General features: G+C 46.3%; 26 protein-coding genes and 1 riboswitch. Of the genes, 18 read left to right on the top strand and 8 right to left on the bottom strand.

Annotated elements, in window-relative coordinates:
• The first annotated feature begins 7 nt into the window (after positions 1-7).
• The 6 genes from BV11031_RS16160 to BV11031_RS16135 all read left to right on the top strand — a co-directional run bounded on the left by BV11031_RS16160 (position 8) and on the right by BV11031_RS16135 (position 8,542).
• Positions 8-1,717, top strand: coding sequence for a DUF2334 domain-containing protein (locus tag BV11031_RS16160; RefSeq protein WP_082246416.1), 1,710 nt, complete (start codon positions 8-10; stop codon positions 1,715-1,717).
• Positions 1,710-2,972: a glycosyltransferase family 2 protein gene (locus BV11031_RS16155; RefSeq protein WP_010331287.1), complete on the top strand. Its 1,263-nt coding sequence runs from the start codon at positions 1,710-1,712 to the stop codon at positions 2,970-2,972. The genes BV11031_RS16160 and BV11031_RS16155 overlap by 8 nt, the downstream gene beginning before the upstream one ends.
• 5 nt (positions 2,973-2,977) lie before the next feature.
• Positions 2,978-5,089 carry a cellulose biosynthesis cyclic di-GMP-binding regulatory protein BcsB gene (locus BV11031_RS16150; RefSeq protein WP_026014582.1) on the top strand — a complete coding sequence of 704 codons (2,112 nt, stop codon included), beginning with the start codon at positions 2,978-2,980 and terminating at the stop codon, positions 5,087-5,089.
• Positions 5,090-5,227: 138 nt separating this feature from the next.
• A complete protein-coding gene (locus BV11031_RS16145; RefSeq protein WP_010331285.1) occupies positions 5,228-6,070 on the top strand; it encodes a manganese catalase in 843 nt (280 codons plus the stop codon).
• Between the two features lie 231 nt (positions 6,071-6,301).
• Positions 6,302-6,751: an NUDIX hydrolase gene (locus BV11031_RS16140; protein ID WP_010331284.1), complete on the top strand. Its 450-nt coding sequence runs from the start codon at positions 6,302-6,304 to the stop codon at positions 6,749-6,751.
• A 66-nt stretch (positions 6,752-6,817) separates the two neighbouring features.
• Positions 6,818-8,542, top strand: a complete 1,725-nt coding sequence (locus BV11031_RS16135) for a pyruvate oxidase (protein ID WP_010331283.1) — start codon at positions 6,818-6,820, stop codon at positions 8,540-8,542.
• 299 nt (positions 8,543-8,841) lie between these two features.
• Here the strand turns inward: BV11031_RS16135 and BV11031_RS16125 are convergent, their stop codons facing one another.
• From BV11031_RS16125 to BV11031_RS16110, 4 genes are all read right to left on the bottom strand, one after another.
• Positions 8,842-9,108, bottom strand: a complete 267-nt coding sequence (locus BV11031_RS16125; protein WP_010331281.1) for a hypothetical protein — start codon at positions 9,106-9,108, stop codon at positions 8,842-8,844.
• A gap of 104 nt (positions 9,109-9,212) precedes the next feature.
• A complete protein-coding gene (locus tag BV11031_RS16120; protein WP_039075807.1) occupies positions 9,213-10,490 on the bottom strand; it encodes an Nramp family divalent metal transporter in 1,278 nt (425 codons plus the stop codon).
• A 228-nt stretch (positions 10,491-10,718) separates the two neighbouring features.
• Complete coding sequence (locus BV11031_RS16115) at positions 10,719-10,976, bottom strand: GlsB/YeaQ/YmgE family stress response membrane protein (protein ID WP_010331278.1); 258 nt, start codon at positions 10,974-10,976, stop codon at positions 10,719-10,721.
• Between the two features lie 77 nt (positions 10,977-11,053).
• Entirely contained in the window at positions 11,054-11,506 is a 453-nt protein-coding gene (locus BV11031_RS16110; protein ID WP_010331277.1) for a DUF2188 domain-containing protein, read from the bottom strand.
• A 116-nt stretch (positions 11,507-11,622) separates the two neighbouring features.
• Between BV11031_RS16110 and BV11031_RS16105 the strand changes: the two genes are divergently transcribed.
• From BV11031_RS16105 to BV11031_RS16095, 3 genes are all read left to right on the top strand, one after another.
• Positions 11,623-12,441: an EcsC family protein gene (locus BV11031_RS16105; protein WP_026014581.1), complete on the top strand. Its 819-nt coding sequence runs from the start codon at positions 11,623-11,625 to the stop codon at positions 12,439-12,441.
• 128 nt (positions 12,442-12,569) lie between these two features.
• On the top strand, positions 12,570-12,941 hold the full coding sequence (gene gsiB, locus BV11031_RS16100) for a glucose starvation-inducible protein GsiB (protein WP_010331275.1): 372 nt from the start codon (positions 12,570-12,572) through the stop codon (positions 12,939-12,941).
• Positions 12,942-13,154: 213 nt separating this feature from the next.
• The gene (locus BV11031_RS16095) at positions 13,155-13,514 is read left to right on the top strand and encodes a YdbC family protein (RefSeq protein ID WP_010331274.1); all 360 of its coding nucleotides are present in this window, start codon (positions 13,155-13,157) and stop codon (positions 13,512-13,514) included.
• Between the two features lie 36 nt (positions 13,515-13,550).
• Here BV11031_RS16095 and BV11031_RS16090 read toward each other — a convergent pair whose 3' ends face one another.
• Both BV11031_RS16090 and BV11031_RS16085 read right to left on the bottom strand, forming a co-directional pair.
• On the bottom strand, positions 13,551-14,372 hold the full coding sequence (locus tag BV11031_RS16090; protein ID WP_010331273.1) for a manganese catalase: 822 nt from the start codon (positions 14,370-14,372) through the stop codon (positions 13,551-13,553).
• 84 nt (positions 14,373-14,456) lie between these two features.
• Complete coding sequence (locus BV11031_RS16085; protein ID WP_010331272.1) at positions 14,457-15,509, bottom strand: TRAP transporter substrate-binding protein; 1,053 nt, start codon at positions 15,507-15,509, stop codon at positions 14,457-14,459.
• 71 nt (positions 15,510-15,580) lie between these two features.
• Here BV11031_RS16085 and dctS point away from each other — a divergent pair, with 71 nt between their 5' ends.
• The 9 genes from dctS (at position 15,581) to BV11031_RS16040 (ending at position 25,416) form a co-directional block, all read left to right on the top strand.
• Positions 15,581-17,188 (top strand): two-component system sensor histidine kinase DctS, encoded by a 1,608-nt coding sequence (gene dctS / locus BV11031_RS16080; protein WP_010331271.1) that lies wholly within the window; start codon positions 15,581-15,583, stop codon positions 17,186-17,188.
• Positions 17,178-17,858 carry a two-component system response regulator DctR gene (gene dctR, locus BV11031_RS16075; protein ID WP_010331270.1) on the top strand — a complete coding sequence of 227 codons (681 nt, stop codon included), beginning with the start codon at positions 17,178-17,180 and terminating at the stop codon, positions 17,856-17,858. The genes dctS and dctR overlap by 11 nt, the downstream gene beginning before the upstream one ends.
• A 119-nt stretch (positions 17,859-17,977) precedes the next feature.
• Positions 17,978-19,243, top strand: a complete 1,266-nt coding sequence (gene dctP / locus BV11031_RS16070) for a C4-dicarboxylate transporter DctP (protein WP_010331269.1) — start codon at positions 17,978-17,980, stop codon at positions 19,241-19,243.
• 148 nt (positions 19,244-19,391) lie between these two features.
• Positions 19,392-20,444 (top strand): AI-2E family transporter, encoded by a 1,053-nt coding sequence (locus tag BV11031_RS16065; RefSeq protein WP_010331268.1) that lies wholly within the window; start codon positions 19,392-19,394, stop codon positions 20,442-20,444.
• Between the two features lie 46 nt (positions 20,445-20,490).
• Positions 20,491-20,622: riboswitch (cyclic di-AMP (ydaO/yuaA leader) on the top strand.
• A gap of 71 nt (positions 20,623-20,693) precedes the next feature.
• Complete coding sequence (locus BV11031_RS16060) at positions 20,694-21,932, top strand: dicarboxylate/amino acid:cation symporter (RefSeq protein WP_010331267.1); 1,239 nt, start codon at positions 20,694-20,696, stop codon at positions 21,930-21,932.
• A gap of 91 nt (positions 21,933-22,023) precedes the next feature.
• Complete coding sequence (locus BV11031_RS16055; protein ID WP_010331266.1) at positions 22,024-22,950, top strand: ABC transporter ATP-binding protein; 927 nt, start codon at positions 22,024-22,026, stop codon at positions 22,948-22,950.
• On the top strand, positions 22,943-23,710 hold the full coding sequence (locus BV11031_RS16050) for a DUF2705 family protein (protein WP_010331265.1): 768 nt from the start codon (positions 22,943-22,945) through the stop codon (positions 23,708-23,710). The genes BV11031_RS16055 and BV11031_RS16050 overlap by 8 nt, the downstream gene beginning before the upstream one ends.
• A 94-nt stretch (positions 23,711-23,804) precedes the next feature.
• The gene (locus BV11031_RS16045; protein WP_010331264.1) at positions 23,805-24,140 is read left to right on the top strand and encodes a hypothetical protein; all 336 of its coding nucleotides are present in this window, start codon (positions 23,805-23,807) and stop codon (positions 24,138-24,140) included.
• A gap of 130 nt (positions 24,141-24,270) precedes the next feature.
• Positions 24,271-25,416, top strand: a complete 1,146-nt coding sequence (locus BV11031_RS16040) for an acyl-CoA dehydrogenase family protein (RefSeq protein ID WP_010331263.1) — start codon at positions 24,271-24,273, stop codon at positions 25,414-25,416.
• A gap of 26 nt (positions 25,417-25,442) precedes the next feature.
• Here BV11031_RS16040 and fbpB read toward each other — a convergent pair whose 3' ends face one another.
• A complete protein-coding gene (gene fbpB / locus BV11031_RS16035; protein WP_010331262.1) occupies positions 25,443-25,589 on the bottom strand; it encodes a Fur-regulated basic protein FbpB in 147 nt (48 codons plus the stop codon).
• Complete coding sequence (locus BV11031_RS16030) at positions 25,576-25,740, bottom strand: Fur-regulated basic protein FbpA (protein WP_010331261.1); 165 nt, start codon at positions 25,738-25,740, stop codon at positions 25,576-25,578. The genes fbpB and BV11031_RS16030 overlap by 14 nt, the downstream gene beginning before the upstream one ends.
• Between the last annotated feature and the right edge of the window lie 142 nt (positions 25,741-25,882).

The following is a 25,882-nucleotide window of genomic DNA, read 5'->3' as shown; positions in this document are numbered from 1 at the left end:
AATCACACTGCTCTGCATCACAATGCTTCTGCTTTCAGCTATTGCGTCTTTTCCAGTTTCCGCACAAGCGAAGGAGCGTGATGCCGGCATTCTCATCATCTATTCAACCTTGGACGGCAAAGAGTCGTCACACGTCAAAATGCTTGATCTGCTTGCGGGCCACTTTACATCCCATGTGACTGTCAAAAAAGATTCAGACGTGGAAGCGTCCGATTTCAAAGGCAAGGACCATGTGATGTATTACGGCCAAACGAAAAGAAAGCTCAGCAAAAAACTGGTGTCCCTGATCAGCAGCGTCAAAACACCTGTTGTCGCCATCGGCTATAACGCAAGCCAAATCAGCCAATTTTCCGGGCTTTCATTGACCAGCAAAGAAAATGTGTATCAGGTCCACAGCAGGTCGGAAAAGGCTGATGTGTCTCTGGAGAGCGGGCTTAACGTGCTGAGCGTATCAGGCCTGAAAGGAAAGTCGCTTTATACCTTCAAAGCCGGTGACGGCAAAACACATTCTTTTATATGGAAAACAAAAAAAGCGAATGTGTACATTGGATTAACGAATTTGTTAAATGACAATTTGATTGTGGCAAAACAGCTCAGAGAAGCTTTCGGAGAGAAGGCGGGGACAACGTTATTGTATTTGCGTCTCGAGGATATCAGTCCCATGTCTGATGAAAAATTGCTGCTTCAAGCCGGTGCATATCTGCATAAGAGGCATGTTCCTTTTGTTCTGGCGGTGATTCCGGTTTACTTGAATCCCGAAACTGGCGACAAAGTGTATTTGGCTGATAAACCGGAGATGGTCAAGGTGCTGAAAAAGCTGCAAAGCATGGGCGGCAGCATCATTGTTCACGGCTATACACACGCCTATCGCTACAGTGAAACAGGTGAGGGCTTTGAATTTTGGGATGCAAAGGCGGATCAGCCGATAACATCCGGAAATGCCGAAGACAACCCGTCTATTTTGGAAAAAGAACAAGATTTTCCGAACGAACAAGCCTATAACAGTTATCTAGAACCATTTCGTGAAAAGGAAGAAACATATACAAAGCAAAAACTGACGCGTGCGATTGAGGATTTGACATCATCGGGTCTCTACCCGCTGGCGTTTGAAGCACCGCACTACACGATGTCCGAATATGGCTATCAAATCGCCTCACAACATTTTACAAGCATTTTCGGCCAGGTCCAGCTCAGCGGCACAACATGGAAAACATCCGGCGCACCTCCATTTGTGACCGCTCCTTCCATGCTGCATGGCATGACACTGTATCCGGAAACGATTGGCTTTGTCGATACATCAAAACAAAACCCGCTGGGCGATATGGAGGAACGCATCGCACAGATGATTGATTTTGAAGGCGGAGTAGCCGGGGGATTTTATCACCCGTATCTTGGAATGAAATATCTGCCGGAGCTGGTTGACCAGATGGAACGCATTCCGGATAGTGAATGGCTGGATTTAAAGAAAACGAAACAAACCGTCAAAACAGACAAAGTGGAAATTCACACAAGCGGTGACGGAACGATTCAGGTAAAAAACGGCGTAAGCGCCATCGGCGAGTTTTTCGATCATCATCGCCAGACCCCTCTGGAAAAGGCGTTATGGATTCTCTCCGCGGTCGTGCTCTTATTTGTTGTCATGTTTGTTAGTTATACGTTTTACTTGAGAGCCACATTGAAAAAACGAATTTTTAAGGAGAGAAGAAGCCTTGGGTAATACACTGTTCTTTATCTCGCTCAGTTTAATATGGGTCATGCTTCTCTACCACATGTTTCTCATGCAGGGTGGGTTCCGCCACTATATGACCTTTGAACGGAATATCCCGAAGTGGAGAGAAAACGTGAAGGAGCTGCCAAAGGTCAGTGTCCTTATCCCGGCGCATAACGAAGAGGTTGTGATTCGGCAGACGCTGAAGGCGATGGTCAACCTTTATTATCCGAAGGACCGGCTGGAGATTATCGTCGTGAATGACAATTCATCAGACCGGACGGGTGACATCGTCAATGAATTTTCCGAGACATACGATTTCATCAAAATGGTGATCACGAAGCCGCCACACGCAGGAAAAGGAAAATCCTCCGCCCTTAATTCTGGTTTTGCCGAATCGAGCGGCGATGTGGTCTGTGTATATGACGCAGACAACACGCCTGAGAAAATGGCCGTGTATTACCTCGTGCTCGGCCTGATGAACGACGAAAAAGCTGGTGCCGTTGTTGGGAAATTCCGCGTCATTAATGCGGCGAAAACGCTCTTGACGAAGTTTATTAATATCGAAACGATCTGTTTTCAGTGGATGGCACAGGGAGGCAGATGGAAGTGGTTCAAAATCGCCACGATCCCGGGCACCAACTTCGCGATCCGCAGAAGCATTATCGAAAAGCTCGGGGGCTGGGATGACAAAGCGCTTGCTGAGGATACCGAGCTGACCATCCGGGTGTATAACCTTGGCTATCACATCCGCTTTTTCCCCGCCGCCATCACTTGGGAGCAGGAGCCGGAAACGTGGAAGGTGTGGTGGCGCCAGCGCACCAGATGGGCGCGCGGCAACCAATATGTAGTGCTGAAATTTTTGGCGCAGTTTTTCAAACTCAAACGAAAACGGATCATTTTTGATTTGTTTTATTTTTTCTTTACGTACTTCCTGTTTTTCTTTGGCGTGATCATGTCAAATACGATATTTGTCGTGAATCTGTTTTATGATTTGCATTTATCGGTCGGATTTTTAGCCATGATCCTTTGGATATTGGCGTTCTTCTTATTTTTGACAGAGGTCATGATTACGCTAAGCATTGAGAAAACAGAAATGAACAGGCAAAACTTTTTTATCGTATTTCTCATGTACTTTACATACTCGCAGGCATGGATTGTGCTTGTGATCTATTCTTTATTCGTAGAAATTAAGCACCGTTTATTCAAGCAGGAGGTCAAATGGTACAAAACAGAACGATACAATCAACACAAAAGCGGGTGACCTTTTTGAAACAAATCATGATTTTTCTCACAAGCTTCATGCTTCTGGCGATGACCGGACAAGCGGCTTTAGCCAAAGAGGTGCAGGTCAGCGGTTCGCTTCTCGGGAAAAGCAGCCAAGAACAAGCCAAACAGCAGGTGCTGACAAGCGATTTGATGACACTGTACGGAGCAAAAGACAGCGCGGAGCTGACGTATCAGATTCCGGCAGGCGCCTCTTCCGGCAATCAGCAATTGGTGATTGAATACGAGGCTTCAAATCTTTTAATCTCTCCATCATCGTTAACGGCTGTCATTGACGATGAACCGGTCAAAACGGTAAAACTTAATGGTGATTCAAAACGGAAGACATTGAAGCTGAACCTGAACAAAAGCCAATCTGCCCAAGGCTATCACAACGTTTCGCTGACATTTTACGGTGTGATGAAAGAGGGCGTCTGCGTCAGACAGGATACGTCCGGCAACTGGATCAAAATTTATCCGGACAGCCGCCTGACGCTGGCGGACAGCAGTGAAGCAAAGGGAACTACGCTTGACCATTATCCTTATCCTTTCGCCCAATCGGGAAATACAGCGGAAGAAACAGCGATCGTCATCCCGGATGACCCAAGTTCGGCGGAAATTGAAGCAGCAGTAAAAACAGAAGGCTATTTGAAAACGGCGGACAGCAGTGTCACCATTTCGTATGTCACGGAATCCGAACTGAAGAAAATCGACAAGCCGACGATTTTCATCGGAGTGGACAAGCATTGGAACGGAAAGGTGAAAAAGCTGATGAAACAAGCCGGCCTACAGGCAAAAGGAGAAAAACTCCTGCTTGCGGAGCGGGTGTTAAAAGCAGAGGCTAAGGAGCAGCCGGTCCTTTTTGCACAGGCGGCATCTGACGACGTACTCACTGAAAAAATCAGTGTCATGACGGATCAGACTTACACAGGCCAGCTCAGCGGCGATACACTCTCAATCAGCAAGCTAAAACAGGCTGAAAAAAAAGAAAGCAATAAGCTGACCCTCAAGAATTTTGGAGCGGATGACATCACAATTGGGGCTGACAAAACATCTTCGGCACATTATTTTTATCCCGCATCGGCGGTTTTAGATGAAAACCAATCAGCGAGGCTATCGCTTAAGCTGAAAAAATCCGAAACGATTCAAGCTTCCACAGCCGAAAACGAATCCGCTTCCCAGGCGGCAGAGCTGAAGATCATGATCAACGGCCAGCCGCACTCAGTCCGGCTTGATGATATAGGAAAAGAAGATAAAAACGGATTTTATCATGCCATGGTAAAAGTAGATCCTAAGCTGCTGCAAAAAAACCGCTATATTGATATTCAGTTCGTCACAACTGGGCTAAAGGAAAACAATCCTTGCAACAGCACTGATGAAGAAAAGTGGGTCTTTATCGATAAAAGCAGTACATTGTCTTACACCGTCAAAGACATGTCTCCGTCAGCGGATTTTCAAAAATGGCCGCTTCCTTACGCCGGAAATCAGGACAAGGCAGCGCTGATCGTGATTCCTGACGCTGTAAGCCAATCGAAGCTAGAGGAGCTTTCTCTCATAACAGAGTCCTTTGGCAGCGAAGCGCACCATTCATATTCGGTGAAGAAATCATCCGACGTAACAGCGAATGACACAAAAGGACGGAATCTTATTTTCATCGGAAGCATCAATCAATTTTCTCTTCTGAAGGAGAAATCTTCAGAACTGCTTGTGCCGCAAGTGAAGAACGGCTCGTTTGATGTATCCGGCTTTGAGATGCTGAATGAGACAACGAAACAAGTGGCATTTACCCAAGCATCTCTTTGGGATTCGGGCTACACAATGGCAGTCTTTGCGCCGTCAAAAGGTAAAGGCGCGGCCGTCACGAAAGAGGTCATCAACTATCTCAACAGCACTGATGACTCGGCAACCGTCGTCAATGAAACAACAAGCCAGCAGGTGTTTACCAACCACCAGCAGCTCAAATCAGAAGCAAACAGTGCCAGTGAAGAACAGCCATCACAAGTGAATGGCCAGAAATGGCTGTATATTGGTGTGCTGGCACTCATTATGGTGATTGCGGCAGTGTTCATTTGGATTGCCGTACGACGCAGAAAAAGAAAGACAGACAGGGGATAGCACATGAAGAATGATGTCCCGAATAGTCATTCATTTGGATACAACACTCATACAGAGTGTTGTATTTTTTTAGGGCTTATACATGAAAACAGAAAATAGCGCCATCCTAAAGCGTAAAGATGAATAGGAGGGATATAGATGTTTTTCCATGTGAAAGAGTTACAATATAATGCCAAACCTGACCGGCCAGACCCCGTTTACGCGAAAAAATTGCAAGAAATATTAGGCGGGCAGTTCGGTGAAATCTCTGTCATGATGCAGTATTTATTTCAAGGCTGGAACTGCAGAGCTGATCAAAAATACCGTGACATGCTTCTTGATATCGGCACAGAGGAAATTGCCCATGTGGAAATGCTGGCAACGATGATTGCCCAGCTGCTCGATAAAGCGCCAATCGAAGAACAAGAGCAAATGGCGAAAGATCCTGTCATTGGAGCTGTAATGGGAGGAATGAATCCCCAGCATGCCATCGTAGGAGGCCTGGGGGCTAAGCCGGATGATAGTGTAGGATACCCTTGGACAGCCCGATATACCATTGCAAGCGGAAATTTGCTTGCCGACTTCCGTGCAAACCTTAATGCTGAATCACAAGGCAGGCTGCAAGCTGTCCGCCTGTATGAAATGACAGATGATAAAGGTGTGAGGGACATGCTGTCCTTCTTGATCGCGAGGGACACCATGCATCAAAATCAATGGCTGGCGGCCATCCAAGAATTGGAGGAACGTGAAGGCGTGGTCGTCCCAAGTACATTTAACCGTGAGTATGAAAAACAAGAAGTTTCCTATTCATTCATGGACTGCTCTAAAGGAACTGAAAGCCAAAGCGGGCGCTGGGCTTCAGGGACTAGTATGGATGGAAAAGGGAATTTTGAATATGTTGGGGAGCCTGAGGCTATGGGGCAAAAACCAGTGCTCAAGCCGGCGCCTCCGTATGTTCACGGCACAATGCCGGCCGACGGCGCATCATCGCTGGAACAGTAACGAAACGTTACGGGCTGCAACTATGTCTTGGCCGCTTGTTCTAACGAGATGATTGAAAAAACGGGCAGGCATACCACCCTTTACAGCAAGCGGCCTTCTTTATAGGAGTCCGGCTGTTCAAGATAAAGGACATAATGATGGCCGCGCTTCCGTATCATTTAAAAAAGCAAGGCGACTAGATCAAGGGGAAATGACCTTGGTCTTTTTTTGCGGGGAAAAGGAGAGTTGGCAATGCAAACGCAAGGTTCATTTGTCATTATATCGAATGAAAAACAGCAGATTTTGCTGGTAAAACGAAACGACGTTCCTTTATGGGATTTGCCGGGCGGCAGGGCTGATCCCGGTGAAACCGCTGAGGAAGCGGCAGTCCGGGAGGTATTGGAGGAAACGGGCTACAACGCAGCGCTTTCTGCCAAAGTAGGTGTCTATCAAAGGCCGAAGTTTCAAGATGAACAGCATGTGTTTGCCGGGCGCATAACAGGCGGACAAGCGATAGCACACGGGACAGAGACAGCGGAAGTAAGGTGGTTTTCTCCGCAGCGTTTGCCGTTTTTTATGGTGCCGAACCGAAAAAGGCAAATTAAAGATTTCACGAATGGCGCTCTGGATACAGCTATCCCCCTCAAGGACAGGGGCGTGCTTGTGGCGATTGATCTGTTGAAAAGAAGATTGGGCAAGTGATTCAGGTCTCCGGGTTTTAAAGCATTTCTCCTGTGGTATTGAAAAAAGGAAAAAGGAGGATACGGCATGGCACACAAAACTGCAGGACAAGCAATGACAGAACTCCTTGAACAATGGGGAGTTGATCATGTTTACGGCATCCCCGGAGACAGTATCAATGAGTTTATCGAAGAATTAAGACAAGAAAGAAACCAATTGAAATTCATTCAAACCCGCCATGAAGAGGTGGCTGCACTGGCGGCCGCGGCTGAGGCAAAACTCACCGGCAAAATCGGTGTCTGCCTGTCGATCGCAGGGCCGGGGGCGGTGCACTTACTAAATGGTTTATATGATGCGAAAGCGGACGGCGCCCCTGTGCTGGCGATCGCAGGACAGGTCTCATCAGGCGAAGTCGGACGTGATTATTTTCAGGAGATCAAGCTTGAGCAAATGTTTGAGGATGTGGCGGTATTCAACAGAGAGGTACATAGCGCGGAATCACTGCCGGATCTCTTGAATCAGGCCATTCGCGCCGCCTACAGCAAAAAAGGCGTTGCGGTATTGAGCGTCTCTGATGATTTGTTTGCGGAGAAAATCAAACGCGAGCCCGTGTACACTTCACCAGTGTATATTGAAGGGAATCTTGAACCGAAAAAAGAACAGCTCGTCACTTGCGCGCAATATATAAATAACGCCAAAAAACCGATTATCTTAGCGGGGCAGGGAATGAAAAAGGCGAAACGGGAGCTGCTGGAGTTTGCGGACAAAGCCGCGGCCCCGATCGTTGTCACGCTCCCGGCAAAAGGCGTTGTACCCGATAAGCACCCGCATTTTCTCGGCAACCTTGGACAGATCGGCACAAAGCCGGCTTACGAGGCCATGGAGGAATGCGATTTGTTAATCATGCTCGGGACCTCATTCCCGTATCGCGATTATTTGCCTGATGACACGCCGGCGATCCAGCTTGATTCAGATCCGGCGAAAATCGGAAAACGCTATCCGGTGACAGCGGGACTGGTGTGCGATTCAGCTCTCGGCCTGCGTGAATTGACGGAGTATATTGAACGGAAGGAAGATAGAAGGTTTCTGGAAGCATGTACTGAACATATGCAGCATTGGTGGAACGAAATTGAAAAAGATGAGACAGAGGCGGAAACCCCGCTTAAACCCCAGCAGGTCGTGGCGCGTCTTGAGGAAGCGGCAGCCGATGATGCAGTGCTCTCTGTAGATGTCGGCACTGTAACAGTTTGGATGGCGCGTCATTTCAAAATGAAAGCAAACCAGGATTTCATCGTTTCCAGCTGGCTTGCGACAATGGGCTGCGGCCTGCCGGGAGCAATCGCGTCAAGCTTGTCGGAACCGGAGCGCCAGGCGATTGCTGTCTGCGGTGACGGGGGCTTTTCCATGGTCATGCAGGATCTCCCGACCGCCGTCAAATACAAGCTACCGGTTACCGTCGTCATTTTAAACAATGAAAATCTCGGCATGATCGAGTACGAGCAGCAGGTCAAAGGCAATATTGACTATGTCACAAAGCTTCAAAATGTCGACTACGCCGCATTTGCAGAAAGCTGCGGAGCAAAGGGCATCAAGGTGACCAGGGCGGAAGAGCTTGCGCCTGCTTTCCATGAGGCGCTGCACGCAGATCAGCCGGTCGTCGTAGACGTCATGATTGGAAACGAGCCGCCGCTGCCCGGCAAAATCACCTACGGGCAGGCAAAAGGCTTCAGCAAATATATGCTGAAAAATTTCTTCGAAAACCAAAAAATCGACATGCCGCCATTGAAGAAAAGTTTAAAGCGGTTATTCTAGCAAAACAGGGGCCTATTCAGACCCCTGTTTTTCAGGTGTTGGAAAAAAATGGACTGTGCGTTATCATAGCAGTATATGAAATCAAAGGAGGAAAGCATGTTTGAATCCATAAAAGCAGCGGTGTATTTATTAGGGTCTGTAGGAATGATCTATGCAGCGTGTCACGATGTTCGCCATGCTCAAAACGGACAAAAGGACAAATGCATCTTCTTTCAAAACAAAAAGATCAGCGCATTTGTCCTTGTGTGTTTCATATGTTTATTTTTATCACATCTTACAACGTTCATGTCTCTATGAGTTTAGTTCTCTTTCTTCTTAAGCCCAAAAAAGAAAGGAAAAGCAGAACCGACCAGAAAGGTGCCGAATAAAAACATGCCGCCAATAAACACGTGGAAATTCGTGTGTCCGGCCGTAAACGCGGTGATCAAGGAAATGATACTGAGCACGATCATGGCAATGCCGGGCGCGACTCTCATTTTTCCCTTGGATTTATAGGCAACAGCAGAACATAAAATGCCGATTACAATAGGTACAATCCACAAATAAAACAGAATAAATAATGACATCATCAAGACTCCGATTTTTTTCTTCTATCATAACAAATTTCTGGCAAAAAGGGTATCAATGAGCTTTTCGAATCATAAAAAACCGGCTTTAGCAGCCGGTTTTTTTAACGAAACGTATCAACAATTAAAAATACATTCAACGCGACGATCAATACAGCGATCAGCCAAGACACCACTGTGACCCATTTGGCGTTGATTAAGGCTCCCATAATCCGTTTATTGCTTGTAAACATAATAAGCGGGATTAAGGCGAAGGCAATTCCGAAGGACAGAACGACCTGGCTCATGACGAGAGCGGTTGTCGGATTGACCCCTGACGCGATAATCAAGATCGGCGGAATGATCGTGATAAAACGCCGCACATACAGCGGAATGCGGTAGTTGATAAAACCTTGCATAATCACGTCGCCTGAAAGTGTGCCGACTGAAGAACTGGATAGTCCGGCAACGAGCAGTCCGATTCCGAATAAAACGGCTGACACCGGGCTGACAAGATGTCCGAATTGCTGAAACGCGACATCGAGATCCTCGACAAACAGCCCGTTTTTGAAGAATAACGCGGCAGCCACAATCAGCATGCTCGCATTAATCGCACCCGCGATCAGCATCGCTATTAAAATATCAATAAATTCAAATCTGAAGATTTTTTTCCGTTCAGTATCAGTTTTGCCTACAACCCGCCGCTGTGTAAGGGCTGAGTGTAAATAAATGGCGTGCGGCATAACGGTTGCACCGAGAATACCCGCTGCGAGAAGCACACTGTCAGTGCCTTGAAACGCCGGGACAAAAAGGCCCTTCATCACTGACACGGCATCAGGCTTTGCGAAAAAGGTCTGCAGCGCAAAGGCGATTACCACCACAAACAGCATGCCGGTAATGCCAGCTTCAAGAGAACGATATCCGCGGCGCTGAAGCTCCAATATCGCGAAAGAGCCGATCGCCGCTATAATAGACGCTTCAAGCATCGGGATGCCGAACAGCAAATACAGTCCCAGAGCCGCTCCGATAAATTCGGCCAGATCTGTTGCGATAATGACGAGCTCGCCCTGAATCCATAATCCGATGGAGACAGGCTTCGGGAATTCTTCACGGGCAACTTCGGGCAGGTTTTTGCCTGTCGCGATGCCGAGTTTGGCGGAGAGTGATTGAATTAAAAGCGCCATAATATTAGAAAATAAAATCACCCATAGCAGCATATATCCGTATTTAGAACCCGCTGATATATTCGTTGCGAAGTTGCCGGGATCAATATAGGCGATGGCTGCTATAAATGCAGGGCCCAGAAAAGGGAGCAGCCCTCTGAACCCTCTGGTTTTCCCGTCAAGCGCCTCTTGGACTGCTTTGGAACGGGGAGATTGTGCTGTGATGTCCTTGTTCATCATGTCTCACCTGAATTCTGATTGTTTTTGCCGAACAACAAAGAGTTTCCTTAAGGCAAATTATTTTATCTACATCATATGACCATCCCGGTTTCTTGTCAACCGAAAATGTTCAAAGTACATTCCTGAATTTTTCCCTGTTATGTCACATGATATGTAGGAATTCGGATAATGTCCCATATAAAAAGACATCGTTTCAGTACGAAACGATGCCTCCTGTATGAAATGAGACTAAGCTTCCTTACGCAGCCCGCGGAACACGAGGCTCAGCAAGAATACCAGAATGGCGGCCCCGATAATCGCCGGGATAATGGCAAAGCCGCCGAGGCTGGGTCCCCAAGTGCCAAAGAGTCCATGTCCGATCCAAGCGCCGGCCATCCCGGCAATCATAGATCCGAAAATTCCTCCCGGCATCCGATTCCCCACAATAGCGCTTCCGATTAATCCAATTAGAATAGCAACAACTAATGAAACCAAAAAGCTAAGCATGATGCTCACCTCTCATAAAAGATTTATCAATCAATAACCTCTCACGCTACACTCGAAACACCGAATAGCATATTGCATTAGGTTCCTGTTTTGATCTTTCTCTGCACGCTGCCGTCAGCTAAATGAACAACCACTTCAGTGCCTTTATGCGCAGCGATCTCCTTTGCCCGTTCAACCGCTTCTTCCTTTGTATCCTTGACCTCAGACACACGTTTGGCATCTTCGGCTTTGACCGCCCAGCCGTTTTTATGCTTGATGACATGCTCAGCTTTATCCATAAGCTCATGGCCGTTGCCGCTGCTTGAATCTTCATCGCGTTCTGTCACGTCATCATGCTTGAGGAAATCATCAATTTCCTCTTTAGAGGCGTTTTCCGCCCATTCCTTCGCTTTGCTAGTCGCTATTGGAATCGCGCGTCCGTCCTCATAGCCCTCATCAATCATCGCATTCGCAATGTCAATCGCTTTTTTCTTCACCGGCTTCTCGAGATTTTTGAATGAAGCGGGATAATCCTTCATCGACCAAGGCATGTCCATCACTCCTTTTCCTTTTATAAAAATGGTACCCGCAGATGAAAAATAAAAACGTATCCGAGAAAATGAAGGTATACTATATAGGAGAAAAACGGAAGGGAAGTGCGGGTTGGGTGACAGCAGAACGAAAAGAAGACTTACACCAGCAATTAAAAGAAATAGAGAAATGGGAAAAAGATCAGCAAAAAGTCTGGTTTTGGGAAAAACTCGGCCGTCTCCCGTTTCAGCTGCTGGACAAGCTGACGCCGGAATTCATTCAGAAAAAGATTGGCAAGCTTTTGGATGAGGTCGGCACCTTCGTTCAAACAGGAGGGCAGTATCTGACATCGGAAAAACAAATTATGAAGATGTTTCAAAAGAAAATGCCGGAGGAAACCTTCGAATCACTGGAGGACGTGCGAAAAGCGCCTCTGCCTGTCATGGATGACGTTGCGGAAGGAATGGGCAAAAACAGAATCAACGCCGCAACCGTACAAGGCGCGACAACGGGTGTGGGCGGCGTGTTTACGCTGGCGGCGGACATTCCGGCCGTGCTTGGCCTGTCGTTAAAAACGTTGCAGGATATCGCGGTTGCTTACGGCTATGACCCAAAGGAGAAAAAAGAGCGGGTCTTCATCGTAAAATGCTTACAGCTGACATCGGCTGATGTTGTCGGCAAAGAATCAATCCTGCAAGAATTAAAAGACTATGATGAAGATCGTACATATAAGAATGTCGCTTCTCAAATCCAAGGCTGGCGTGAAGTCGTTTTAGGCTATCGCGACACGTTTGGGTGGAAAAAGCTTTTTCAACTGGTCCCGGTCGCGGGAATGATCTTTGGCGCGGCAGCCAACCGCTCAACATTAAATGATATTACCGAAACAGGCATGATGCTGTATAAAAAGCGGCGCGTTCTTGAGCGGCTGAAAGAAACAGAACGGGAGATGGAATAGAAGAAAGCAGACGGACATCGAGCTCCGCCTGCTTTTTTTAGTGGAAACACACCCAATGTGTTTTGTTTGTTTAAAAGAATCGATAGCGGGAATACAACAACCAACACCAATTAAAGGAGGAATTCAAAATGGCAGACGATAACAAAATGAGCAGAGAAGAAGCAGGTAGAAAAGGCGGAGAAACAACAAGCAAAAACCATGATAAAGAATTCTATCAAGAGATTGGTCAAAAAGGCGGAGAAGCCACTAGCGAAAACCATGACAAAGAATTCTATCAAGAAATCGGCGAAAAAGGCGGAGAAGCCACTAGCCGAAACCATGACAAAGAGTTCTATCAAGAAATCGGCGAAAAAGGCGGAGAAGCCACTAGCGAAAATCATGACAAAGAATTCTATCAAGAAATCGGCCGTAAAGGCGGAGAGGCAACAAGCAAAAATCACGATAAAGAATTCTACCAAGAGATTGGCTCAAAAGGCGGAAATGCCCGCAACAACGACTAACCAAAAGCATAAAGGCAGACAACCTGTAGATAAAAAGCGATCCGGCGCATCAGCTGGATCGCTTTTTGTTGTGGGAAATTCTTGATGTATTCCGTTGTTCCGATACAATGAGTAAAAAAAGGAGCTTTTCGCTACTGTGTGAGATGCAAAACCAGCTCGCTACTGCCTCAAGTTGCGTGCATCTCTTACATGTATCCCTGAGGAAGATTTATCATGCTAATCAAAAAGATTGTATGTAAAGTAGACGCGGCAAACGCTGAAGCATTTGCAAAAGCGCAGTCACAGTGGGGAGCACTGTCACATGTAAATGGCTTCATCAAACAGGCCGGCGGCTGGCGGAAAACAGCAGATGGGCTGTTCACCGCAGAAATCATCAGCGTTTGGGAGAACAGAGAAGTTTATGAAGCTTTTATGGAGAACGAACATGACAGCATATACGAAGCTAATGAACAGAAGACTGTAATTCATTCGATAGAAGTAGAGCTGTGCGAAGAGGATGAACCGGCCCTTCACGACCTGTTACATAATCCTGACATCCGGTACGAACTGGGCTGGACGGTTCTGAGGGCATAATGAAAGCCCAAAACATCACGTTTTGGGCTTGCGTCTTTACTCGCGTCCGGGAAGTGTATCATGAACAAAAGGCGGTGCTGGTTTTAACTCTGGTTTTTCTCCAAACGCTTTCGCTTCTTTCACATATTCAAAGGCTTCTCCATCCGGCGCTTTTTCGTTCAGCCAATTTTGCTGGGCGCTTTCTTCGCCTTCAGAGAAATTGATAAGCTGATGTGAGAACTCTTGTTTTTCGAGTGCTTTCGGGAATGTCCCCGGCACTATCGGGCCTTCCTGTGCTTCTAATTCTTTAATGGCGGCGAGCCATTGATTTTGGTGCATCGTGTCACGCGCCAGCAGGAAGCTAAGCATATCTTTCACGCCTTTGTCATCCGTCATTTCAAACAGGCGTGCGACCTGCAGACGTCCTTGTGATTCCGCATTCAGATTGGCACGGAAGTCTGCGAGCAGGTTTCCGCTTGCTACGATATAGCCGCCGCTCCAAGGGACGCCTGTACTGTTTTCCGGCATGGCGCCAAGTCCTGAAACAATTGCGTGGTGAGGGTTCATGCCGCCCAAAATGGAGCCGATGACCGGATCTTCAGCGGCTTTTTCCTTTTGGTCAAGCGGGGCATCCTCAAGAAGTCTGGCGATCATCGTAGCGATCATTTCAACATGCCCGAGTTCCTCAGTTGCCGTATCCATCAGCAAATCCTTGTATTTTTCATTTCCTCTTGTATTCCAGCCTTGAAATAAGTACTGCATGGCAACAGAGATCTCTCCGAATTGCCCGCCTAGGATTTCTTGCAATTTTTTCGCGAATACTGGATCTGGACGATCTGGTTTAGCAGGATGCTGCAGCATTTTCGTATGCTTAAACATGTTCCCATCTCCTTTTTTCGTTTTCTCTTTCTATATTTCCGGTCAATTGAAAGATAAACGAAAAACAGCGTATCGAGTTTGGGACTACGAATCTCCTCGCAGCTCTAAAAGCTCCTGAATCAGCTTCCGGCCGAAGATAGGCTCGTACTGCTGATAAACAGGATCAAGGCGCTTTATCCATTTTTTCTTCTCGTTGTCTGACAGCTCGTAGATCTGTATATCAGATTTCTTTTTGATTTCTTCCAGCTGCTCTTTGTTCATTTGTTCGGCATGCATTTCATTCCACTCTGTCGTTTCCTTCATCGCTTCAGTCAAAATACGCCTTGTTTCCGGCGTTTGCGCGTTCCAGAAGTGCTCATCCGTCATGACGGCATAGCCGAGATAACCGTGGCTGCTTATTGTCAAATAGTCCTGAACATTATAAAATTTTTTAGAATAGATGTTTGAGATCGTATTTTCTTCACTATCAACTACATTGTTTTCTAGCAGCTGAAAGGTAGAATTGAAGGATTCCTGATGAGGTGTTGCGCCAAGCAGCTTGAACTGATCCTCTATCACATCGCTTTGCATAATGCGGAGATCCTGCCCTTTTAAATCATCCGGGGTTTTGACCGGCCCTTGATTTGTCGTAATTTGTTTAAAACCGTTTGTCCAATAGGCGAGGCCTTTTAATTGATTTTTCTTTAGGGAATCAAACAGCTGTGTGCCGATGCTGCCGTGCAGCCCTTTTTTGACGGCATCGTAATCTGTAAATGCATACGGCAGATCCAGCACCCCCCATTCAGGCGAGAGCATGCCGAGCTTCGATGTGGAGGGGGCGATAAATTGAACATCGCCGTTTTGCAATGCTTCAATTTCTTCAATGTCTGAATATAGGCTTCCGTTTGGAAACACTTCAATTTTCATTTTCCCGCCTGACTTTTTATTTACCAGCTCGGCGAATTTATTGGCGGCCAGCCCTTTCGGCGTATTTTCGGCAACCACATGGCTGAATGTAAACACAATTTGATCCTGTAAGCCTTCCTGATCGTCATCATAAACGATCTCTTCACCACCGGAACGATCATGGAATCCGATAAAAAAAGCGGTTGCAATTCCGGCGATCATCAGTCCGAGACATGCAAGCAAACTTTTCATGACAAGCCCTCCCCTATATTTTAAGAATAATGGGGGCCATGCCATTCGTAAAGACCTGAAAGGAGAAGCTGATGAACAAAAAGAAGCTCTCAATCCGTTGGAAAATCACGATTTTATCCTATATCCTCGTCATTTTCTCCTTTTTGATCGGTGGCATTGTGCTCATCGGCAATATCCAGCATACAGAGGAGCGGGAGCTGAAAAAGCGGCTGATGAATACGGCCCGGACGGTGTCGGAGATGACGGAAGTGAAAGAGGCATTGACGCGAAAAAAACAGACAGAAGCTGTTCGCCATGCAGTCGAAGAGATCAGAATGATTAATGAAGCAGACTATATTGTCGTTATGGATATGAATCACATTCGCTACACACATCCTGTCAGCACAAGCATCGGCAAGAAATCAGAGGGTGCAGATGAGGAGGCGGCGTTTGCGGAGCATATTTATTTCTCAGAAGCAAAGGGCGAGATCGGCACGGCAGTCCGCGCATTTTATCCGGTGAAGGATCATGATCTGAACCAGATCGGCGTGGTGCTTGTCGGGAAAACACTGCCGGGGATCACTGACATATTGCTTCAGTTAAAACACGATATCGCATTCATCGTTTTATTGACACTCGGCTTCGGCCTTGCGGGTTCCTTTCTGCTGGCCCGCCATATCAAAAAACAAATGTTTCAGCTTGAGCCACATGAGATTGTCCGAATGTATGAAGAACGGACAGCGACGTTTCATTCCATGAACGAAGGCGTGATTGCCATTGACAACCGGCTCATTATTACGATTTTCAATGAAAAAGCGAAACAGATCTTTGAGGTGCAGGGGGATCTGGTCGGGAAGGTAATCTGGGAGGTTCTCAAGGATTCACGCCTGCCCGAAATCGTGGAGCGGAACAAAGCGGTTTATAATGAAGAAATTCGCGTCAGCGGAAAGGTGATCATGAGCAGCAGAATTCCGATTGTCATGAAGAAAAAAGTCATCGGCGCCGTCGCGATTTTTCAGGACAGAACGGAAGCGGCTAAGATGGCAGAGGAGTTGACTGGCGTCAAAAACTTTGTAGAGGCGCTCCGCGTCCAAAACCATGAGCATATGAATAAGCTGCACACGATTGCCGGCCTCATCCAGCTGGGGAAATCTGAAAAAGCCATGCAGCTTGCATTCCGGGCGTCAACTGAGCAGGAAAATGTGTCTGAATTTCTGCATCGCTCGATTCAAAATGACGCTGCGGCAGGCCTGCTATTAAGTAAAATCAGAAGAGGAAGGGAGCTTGGCATTGCTGTTCATATTGATGAAAACAGCAGCCTTCGGCAATTTCCCGAGCATGTTGATCAGCATGATATCGTCGTGCTTCTCGGCAACCTGATTGAAAACGCCTTTGGTTCATTTGAAACCGTTCAATCTGATGAGAAACGGATTGATGTCAGCATCGAACAAACGGATGATATCTTGGCCATCTTAATAGAAGATAACGGCTGCGGGATAGAACCGGCACATATGCCGCGCCTTTACGACAAAGGATTTACGGTCAATAAAACAGGCGGCACAGGCTATGGCTTGTATCTAGTCAAACAAATAATAGACAAAGGATCGGGCACGGTAGAAGTGGATTCACACGCAGGGCAGGGAACAGCATTTTCTATCGTTTTTCCAATGAAGGGGGAGGAAGCACAGCATGGCTCATAAAGAATGGAAGGTTCTGCTCATTGAAGATGATCCGATGGTTCAAGAGGTAAATAAGGATTTCATCACAACTGTCAAAGGTTTTACGGTCTGCGCAACAGCGGGAAACGGAGAAGAAGGCATCAAGCTGATAAAAGAAAAACAGCCCGACCTCGTCATTCTCGATGTGTACATGCCGAAAAAAGACGGAATCAAAACGCTGCAGGAGATCAGAAAGCAAAAGCTTGAAGTGGATATCATTGTCGTTTCCGCTGCAAAGGACAAAGAAACGATCTCCCTTATGCTGCAAAATGGCGCAACTGACTATATCTTAAAACCATTTAAGCTTGAGCGAATGAGACAGGCGCTTGAAAAGTACAAGCAATATAAACAAAAAATAGATGCGCACGATACGCTGTCTCAGGAACAGCTCGATGCGATCCTGAATATCCCGCAGCAGGCCGTACAGGATCTGCCGAAAGGATTGAATCATTTTACGATGAATGAAGTCACTGCTTTTTTGAAGCGGCAAACCGCATCTCTTTCGGCAGAAGAGGTCGCCAAGGCGCTCGGCATCGCCAGAGTGACAGCCAGACGATACCTTGATTATCTAGAAAAAAACGGAACCATTAAGCTGGACGTTCAATACGGCGGAGTCGGCCGGCCCGTCAACCGCTACGTGTTTAAAGGATAAATCTGAGACCAAAAAGACCAAAATGTCCGTTATGATCATAAACTTCCCCACCTTGTATGAAAACGCTATCATTCTAGTAAGAAAGACATAAAGGTGAATAGGACAGGGGGATGCAGAATATGAAACTGTTTAAAAATTTAACAGTTCAGGTCATAACCGCGGTCATCATCGGGGTCATTGTCGGGCTCGTCTGGCCTGATGTCGGCAAAGAAATGAAACCGCTTGGCGATACATTTATCAATGCTGTTAAAATGGTGATCGCTCCAATCATTTTCTTCACTATCGTTCTCGGGATTGCAAAAATGGGCGATATGAAGAAGGTTGGAAAGGTAGGGGGAAAAGCGTTTATTTATTTCGAGGTTGTCACAACTCTCGCACTCATGATCGGTTTGTTTGTCGTTAATTTTCTGAAGCCGGGAGCGGGTCTTGATTACAGCAAGCTTGAAAAGGGCGATATATCACAATACACGCAGGATGGCGGTCAGGGAATCGACTGGATTGAATTTGTTACACACATTGTTCCGTCCAACATGGTTGATGCCTTCGCAAAAGGGGACATTTTGCAGGTCTTATTCTTTTCTATTCTTTTCGGAGTTGGTCTTGCGGCTTTAGGTGAAAAAGGGAAAAGCGTCATTGATTTCTTTGATAAGATTTCTCACGTCTTTTTCAAAATCATCGGCTATATCATGCGTGCCGCGCCAATCGGGGCATTCGGGGCGATGGCGTATACGATCGGGCACTTCGGGCTCGATTCCATCAAGCCTCTGGCAAGCTTAATGATGTCTGTTTATATTACGATGTTTCTGTTCGTGTTTGTTGTGTTAAATATCATCTGCAAGCTTTACGGATTCAGCCTGTGGAATTACCTGCGCTTCATTAAAGATGAACTTCTGATCGTGCTTGGCACTAGTTCTTCAGAGTCAGTGCTTCCGCGTATGATGGATAAAATGGAGCGTTACGGCTGTTCGAAATCCGTAGTCGGGCTTGTCATTCCGACGGGCTACTCGTTCAACCTTGACGGCACATCCATTTATTTATCAATGGCGACGGTTTTTCTTGCACAAGTATTTGGAGTCGACCTCAGCATCGGCCAGCAAGTTACAATCATCCTCGTTTTGATGCTGACATCTAAGGGAGCGGCCGGTGTGACGGGAAGCGGATTTATCGTTCTTGCCTCAACATTGTCAGCGCTTCAGGTTATTCCGCTGGAGGGCCTTGCGCTTCTGCTCGGGGTTGACCGTTTCATGAGTGAAGGAAGAGCGATTGTGAACCTGATCGGAAACGGAATCGCCACGATCATTGTTGCAAAAAGTGAAAATGAATTCGATGAAGCAAAAAGCATAGAGGCTGTTGAAGGCATGAAAAACATGAAAACAGCAGTCTGAAAAAGAACGGCCCATCAAACGGGCCGTTTTTTTACATTGTTTAAGAATTATTAAGGTAATGACAGAGACCTCAGCATTTTTTTGTTATATAATTTACAGATGGATACTATATTGAATTAAGGACGTTTGTCCTAACAGGGGTGTATAAATGGCCGCTTTAGTTAAATTTTTTCAGCACCCGGGAGTAAGGCGTTTCTCCGTCTTTGTCGTGTTAACTGGTGTGTTATATCTATTTAAGAGCATGATCAACTTAATATTGCTTACCTTCATTTTCACGTTTCTAATGGATCGCTTGGAGTTTGTGGTACGGCGGTTCGTAAGCCGGTTCTTCCGGGTAAGCCAGCGGGTTGTCATTACATTTCTTTACGTGTTGCTGGCTGTTCTGCTTACAGTTGGGGGATTTGTTTTTTATCCGATCGTCGCGGCGCAGATTCAGCAGCTGGCTAAGCAGATTAAACATATCGCGTATCACCCGGACACCATCCCTTTCTTTGACGAGATCACAAGTGTTTTCGGAGACATTAATATCAGTTCATATGTCAAAGAAGGTTTCAATGTGGTGTATACGTATCTGGCAGATATCAGCACATTCGGCTTGCAGATCGTAATGGCGCTCGTTCTCAGCATGTTTTTCTTATTCGAGAAAAAACGGCTCTCGGAATTCATGGAGAAATTTAAAACAAGCAAATTGTCAGTCTTTTATGAAGAAATTGCTTTTTTCGGAAGCAAATTTGCTAGAACGTTCGGCAAGGTGCTTGAGGCTCAATTTATCATTGCGCTCGTCAACTGTATTCTGACATTGATCGCGCTTTGGATTATGCATTTCCCGCAGCTGTTTGGGCTTTCTATCATGGTGTTTTTCCTTGGGTTGATTCCTGTGGCAGGCGTCGTCATTTCTTTGATTCCTCTCAGTATTATCGCTTACAGCACAGGCGGCGGAATGTTTGTGATCTACATTGTGCTTGTCATATTCGCCATACATGCGATCGAAACCTATTTCTTAAACCCGAAGCTGATGTCTGCGAAAACAGAGCTGCCGATCTTTTTCACTTTTATCGTCCTCATTTTCTCTGAGCACTTTTTCGGCATTTGGGGTTTAATCATCGGGATTCCGATCTTTGTATTTCTCCTTGATATTCTTGGTGTGACCAATAAGGAAGAAGGGCCCAAAAGATTCCAAGAGGAAAGTAACAAAAAATAGTTTACAAAATTGGTTCTTTTCTGTATAAATAAATTATCATACAATAGTAAGCCACACGCTTAATCCTTTAACCAAGGAGTGGGGGACCCGATCTTTTGGGGTTAATTTTTCATCAGAAAAACGGACATCTCTTCGTCCGAACCCGTCAGCTAACCTCATCAGCGTGAAGAGAGAGTCCTGTGGTTTGATGTTACAGCCAAAGCCCACGGGAGTCTCTCGTGGGCTTTTTTCAAAAAGGGAGGAAAGCTAATGAAACTGGCTACAAAGATCATCATTGCATTGGTGCTGGGTGCGGTGACGGGAATTATTCTTAACCTAACATCACCTGAATTATTCGAAAATTTAAATAAGTTTGTATTCGGGCCGCTGGGCACGATCTTTTTAAACCTTATTAAAATGCTTGTCGTTCCGATTGTCTTTTTCTCACTGACACTGGGAGTAGCCGGACTGGGCGATCCTAAGAAGCTTGGCAGAATCGGTGTAAAGGCGATTTCTTATTTTCTCGTCACGACTGCAGTGGCGATTACCATTGCCATCGTTTTAGCCCTTGTCATCAAACCGGGAGAGTTCGGAACATATGATACATCATCTGCCGAATTCACTGCTGAAAAAGCCCCAAGTATTGCGGACACTCTGTTAAACATCATTCCGACCAATCCTGTTCAAGCGATGACGGAAGGAAATATGCTGCAGATTATTGCGTTTGCCATCTTTGTCGGGCTTGGGATTACTATGCTGGGCAAAAAAGCGGATATGCTTCTCAAAGTTGTTGAGCAAGGAAATGAATTAATGATGTACCTTGTCAATCTGGTCATGAAGTTTGCTCCGTATGGCACATTCGGTTTGATTGCGACAGCCGTGGGAAGCCAAGGATTCAGTGCAATGAAAGCGATGGGCTTGTACATGTTAGTGGTAACCATTGCATTGTTAATACATGCAGTCGTTACGTACGGATCTACGGTAGCGCTTATCGCCAAAAGAAATCCGATTACGTTTTTCAAAGATTTCTCAGAGGTTATGGTCGTCGCGTTCAGTACATCCAGCAGCAGTGCGACTCTGCCGGTTTCCATGGGTGTGGCGCAGAGAAAGTTAAAAGTGCCTGAGCCGATCAGCAGCTTCGTCCAGCCGCTGGGCGCTACAATTAATATGGACGGAACAGCGATCATGCAAGGGGTAGCCACCGTCTTCATTGCGCAGGTATTCGGGCATGATCTGACACTCACGCAGCTGGTGATGGTCGTACTGACGGCTGTGTTAGCAAGTATCGGAACTGCGGGTGTGCCGGGAGTCGGCTTGATTATGCTCGCTATGGTGCTTCAATCTGTCGGTCTGCCTGTCGAGGGAATCGGATTGATCCTTGGAATTGACCGCCTGCTTGATATGCTTCGTACAGTGGTAAATACAACAGGAGACGCGGCCTGCGCTGTCATTGTGACAGAAACAGAGAAGAACAAACAGCCAGAGCAAACGTCGACTCTATCGGTCTAACCAAACATTTGGAAGGAACAAATGCTATAATACAAACAGTGCCTCATTTTTGGGCACTGTTTATTTTTTGCCGAAAAAGGAGGAAGGCTTTATGGCTGAGCCGATTTTACATATTAAAGACCTCGATAAAACGATTGGGTCTAAACCAATTTTAAAACAGATCAGCATGGACGTCATGGAGGGGGAAATCATCGGCCTGCTCGGTCCGAATGGTTCCGGAAAAACAACGCTCATCCGCATCATCGTCGGGCTGTTAAAACAAAACAGCGGAAGTGTGACAATCAGCGGATTCCAGCATGACACAGAGTTTGAACAAGCGATGGAAGCAGTGGGGGCGATCGTTGAAAACCCTGAGTTCTATCCATATTTGACAGGCTGGGAAAACCTGAAGCACTTTGCGAATATGCACAAAAAAATAGCGGATGAACGCCTTGATGAAGTGGTGGAACGTGTCGGGCTGACGTCAGCGATTCATGATAAGGTCAAGACCTATTCCCTTGGCATGCGCCAGCGCCTCGGCATCGCGCAGGCGATTCTTCACCGGCCGAAGCTTCTTATTTTAGATGAGCCGACAAACGGTCTCGATCCCGCGGGCATGAAGGATTTTCGCGATCATATTAAAGAGCTCGCGGAACAGGAAGGAACAGCAGTCTTATTCGCCACCCATTTATTGCGTGAGGTTGAAGATTTGTGCGACCGGGTCATCATCATTCAAAAAGGTGAGATCAAAGCGGAAGTCAGCTTACATGGAGCAGGCCAACCAACAGAAAAAGCGATCATTGAAGTGCAGCCGGAAGAAAAAGCGTTCAATTGGCTGACAAGCAATCAATATCAAGCTGAGCGGCAAGACGGGGCGATTGTTGTTGAGGTAGCAAAAGAAAACATTCCGGAGCTGAACCGCGCACTTGTCGGACAAGACTTACATATATTTTCTATTATGCCTTACACGCAATCACTAGAGGACGAATTCATGAAAGCGACAACTGCTCATCAAGAGGAGGGAGAAGAGCTTGTCTAAATTAATTTGGAATGAACATATGAAACTTTTTAATCGGAAGGTCACATTGGTATCTCTTATCCTGATGGCGGTCTTTCAATTTTTCATGGCTTTGATCATTAAACGGATTGTGACAAGTGCGGGAACAGATGAAAACTTCATCGGCTATTTTTCGTATACACCGAGCCTGAACATCTTGCTGCAGGCGTTAACGATCGTGATCGCAGCCACAATTGTTTCGATGGAGTTTGATAAAAAGACGATCAAATTCCTGCTTATTCGTCCGGTTAAACGCCAAAAGGTGTTTTGGTCAAAATTAATCACAGTCGTGATGGTCAGCTTTTATTTGTATTTGACATACTACATTTTGGCGTTATTGTTCGGTCTTATCTTTTTTGGCACATCCGTGACCGCCGAATCAAAGACATTGCTAGTCAACACCTTGGGGCTGATTGGGTCAAACTGGCTTGAAGCCGTCATGATGGGCTTATTCGGGCTGCTTTGTTCTTCGCTGTTCCGCAACAGTGCGGTAGCCGTTGTCGTTTCTTTTGTCGTTTTATATGGAGCGAGTACACTTGTCCAGCTCATGAAGCTGTTTGAAAACAAATGGGGAAGCTTTTTGCTTTTTGCGAACACTGACTTCACCCAATACAGCAACGGACAAACCGCCTTGTTTTCAGGCATGACACCATTGTTTTCAGCGGGGATCATCCTGATACATGCCATATTTTTCATCGCCGTTAGCTGGTGGTGCTTCTGCAAACGTGATGTTCGGGTGTAAAGGCAAGGAATGACATTTTTGTGAAAAAACTCACGTAAATCAATATCAATTGATCGTTTGGTTTATACTAAAGGTACTGACGGAGGTGTCTCGATTGAGGAACTTTATTACCGCGTTACCGATTGTATTGCTGCTTGGATTCTCATTTGTGTCATTCATGTTTCAATTTGAACATCTAGTTTATTTCAGACTCGCGCTTGGATTATTTTCTCTCGCGGGGCTGTACATGATATATAAAATGAAGACGGGCATCCGTTATTTTATCATCTATCTGTATGCAAGCTGGATTGTGCTTGCGGCAGTAACCGTTTTTGAAGAGCCGATTTTCTCGAGCTTTTTCTTTGGCGGGCTGGTGATGACAATGGGTTACCTGACATATATGCTGATCTATCTCGGCATGAAACAAGACCGGGATGCAAATCCTGTCTAAACGCGCTGTTCCCTCGGGGAACGGCGTGTTTTTCTATACCGGCCAAAAGGGTTAACAGTTGCGGAATAATGGCAGGAAATCTATAATACATATTAAATTTATCGGAATTAAAACGTTGGGGGGCTGCCGGATGTCATTATTTATACAGAACGAGCAACAGCGGCGATGGATGGAGAAAATCGGACGGATTGCGGATGAGTTTCAGCAAACGGCCGCTGAAGATGACGAACAGGGACGTTTTCCTGTAGAAAAAATACAGAAACTGCGTGATGCTGGATATACAGCCTTAACATTGCCGGTGTCTTATGGAGGAGGGGGCATTTCTGTTTACGATATGCTCCTGTTTCAAGAACGGCTGGCACGGGGAGACGCTCCCGCAGCGCTTAGCATCGGCTGGCATTTGAGCGTAATCGGCGAGCTCGGCGAGGGAAATAGCTGGGATAAGGGCGTGTTTGCGTTTATTGCAAAGGAAGTCCAAAATGGAGCCGTCATCAATAGGGCGGCCACAGAAGCGAATACCGGCAGCCCGACAAGAGGAGGGCGTCCTGGTACAAACGCTGTCAAAAAGGAAGGCAAATGGGCAGTGAACGGAAGAAAAACGTTTACGACGATGTCGCAAGCACTGGATTACTTTTTAGTGACGGCATGGATTGAAGAAAAACAAACAACAGGTGTGTTTCTCATTCATAAGGATGATCCGGGATTGTCGATTGAAGAAACGTGGGATATGATGGCGATGCGGGCGACTGGGAGCCATGACCTAGTACTGAATGAGGTCATGCTTGATGAGGAGAAACTGGTGGAAGTGCTTCAAGGTCCTCGAGGGGCAAAACCGAATGGATGGCTTCTTCACATACCGGCGATTTATCTTGGCATTGCTCAAGCAGCACGAGACTATGCGGTGCAATTTGCAGCCGAGTATTCTCCAAACAGTTTGAAGGGGCCGATCAAGGATGTTCCGGCCGTCCAGCAAAGAACAGGCGAAATGGAGCTTGAACTGACTACTGCCAGACATTTTCTTTTCCATATTGCCCAATTGTATGACGATCCAGAGCGCCGCCCTCATTTGAGAAGCGAGCTCGGTGCGGCGAAACATATCGTCACAAACGCTGCGCTGTCTGTTGTCGATAAAGCGATGAGAATTGTCGGCGCCAAAAGCCTCGAACGAACCAGCCCGCTTCAGCGCTATTACCGTGATGCGCGCGCCGGTCTCCACAACCCGCCAATGGATGACGCGGTGATTCAAAAGCTTGCTGCAGAAGCGTTTGAGTCATGAAAAAAAAGAGCCTTCCCGGCTCTTTTTTATGTATTGCTTTGCTCTTGCACGTTTTTTTGATGCTTGCGGTCGATTCTGTCATAAATGACGTTCATCAGCTTCGGATTGCCCATAATTGCCTCTTTGTTTTCCTGGATCAGCTGTTGGTAGGTTTTCACTTTACGTTTCGGCATGCTCTGGTGCCCTCCTGACATGTTTGTATTCGCTTTCTAACTCTGTCAGCGACAATTCATATAAATGACGCGTTGACTTTTTGTATATACCATTCTGTATTAACAGATGAATGAGCTGTTTTTTTCTGATTTCTGCAGACTGAGGTGTCATTGGATCACCAACCTCCACCAAACGATATTGATAATCATTATCAATTAACAACAGTATACATTGCTCCGAATCGCCTGTAAAGGTGAAAACAGTCCTATCTTTTCGGCAATCTGCAAATATTCAACAGATCGACAAAAAGTTT

This window comes from Bacillus vallismortis, from assembly GCF_004116955.1.
Lineage (GTDB): Bacteria > Bacillota > Bacilli > Bacillales > Bacillaceae > Bacillus > Bacillus vallismortis.
This window is presented reverse-complemented; position numbering and strand designations above follow the sequence as displayed.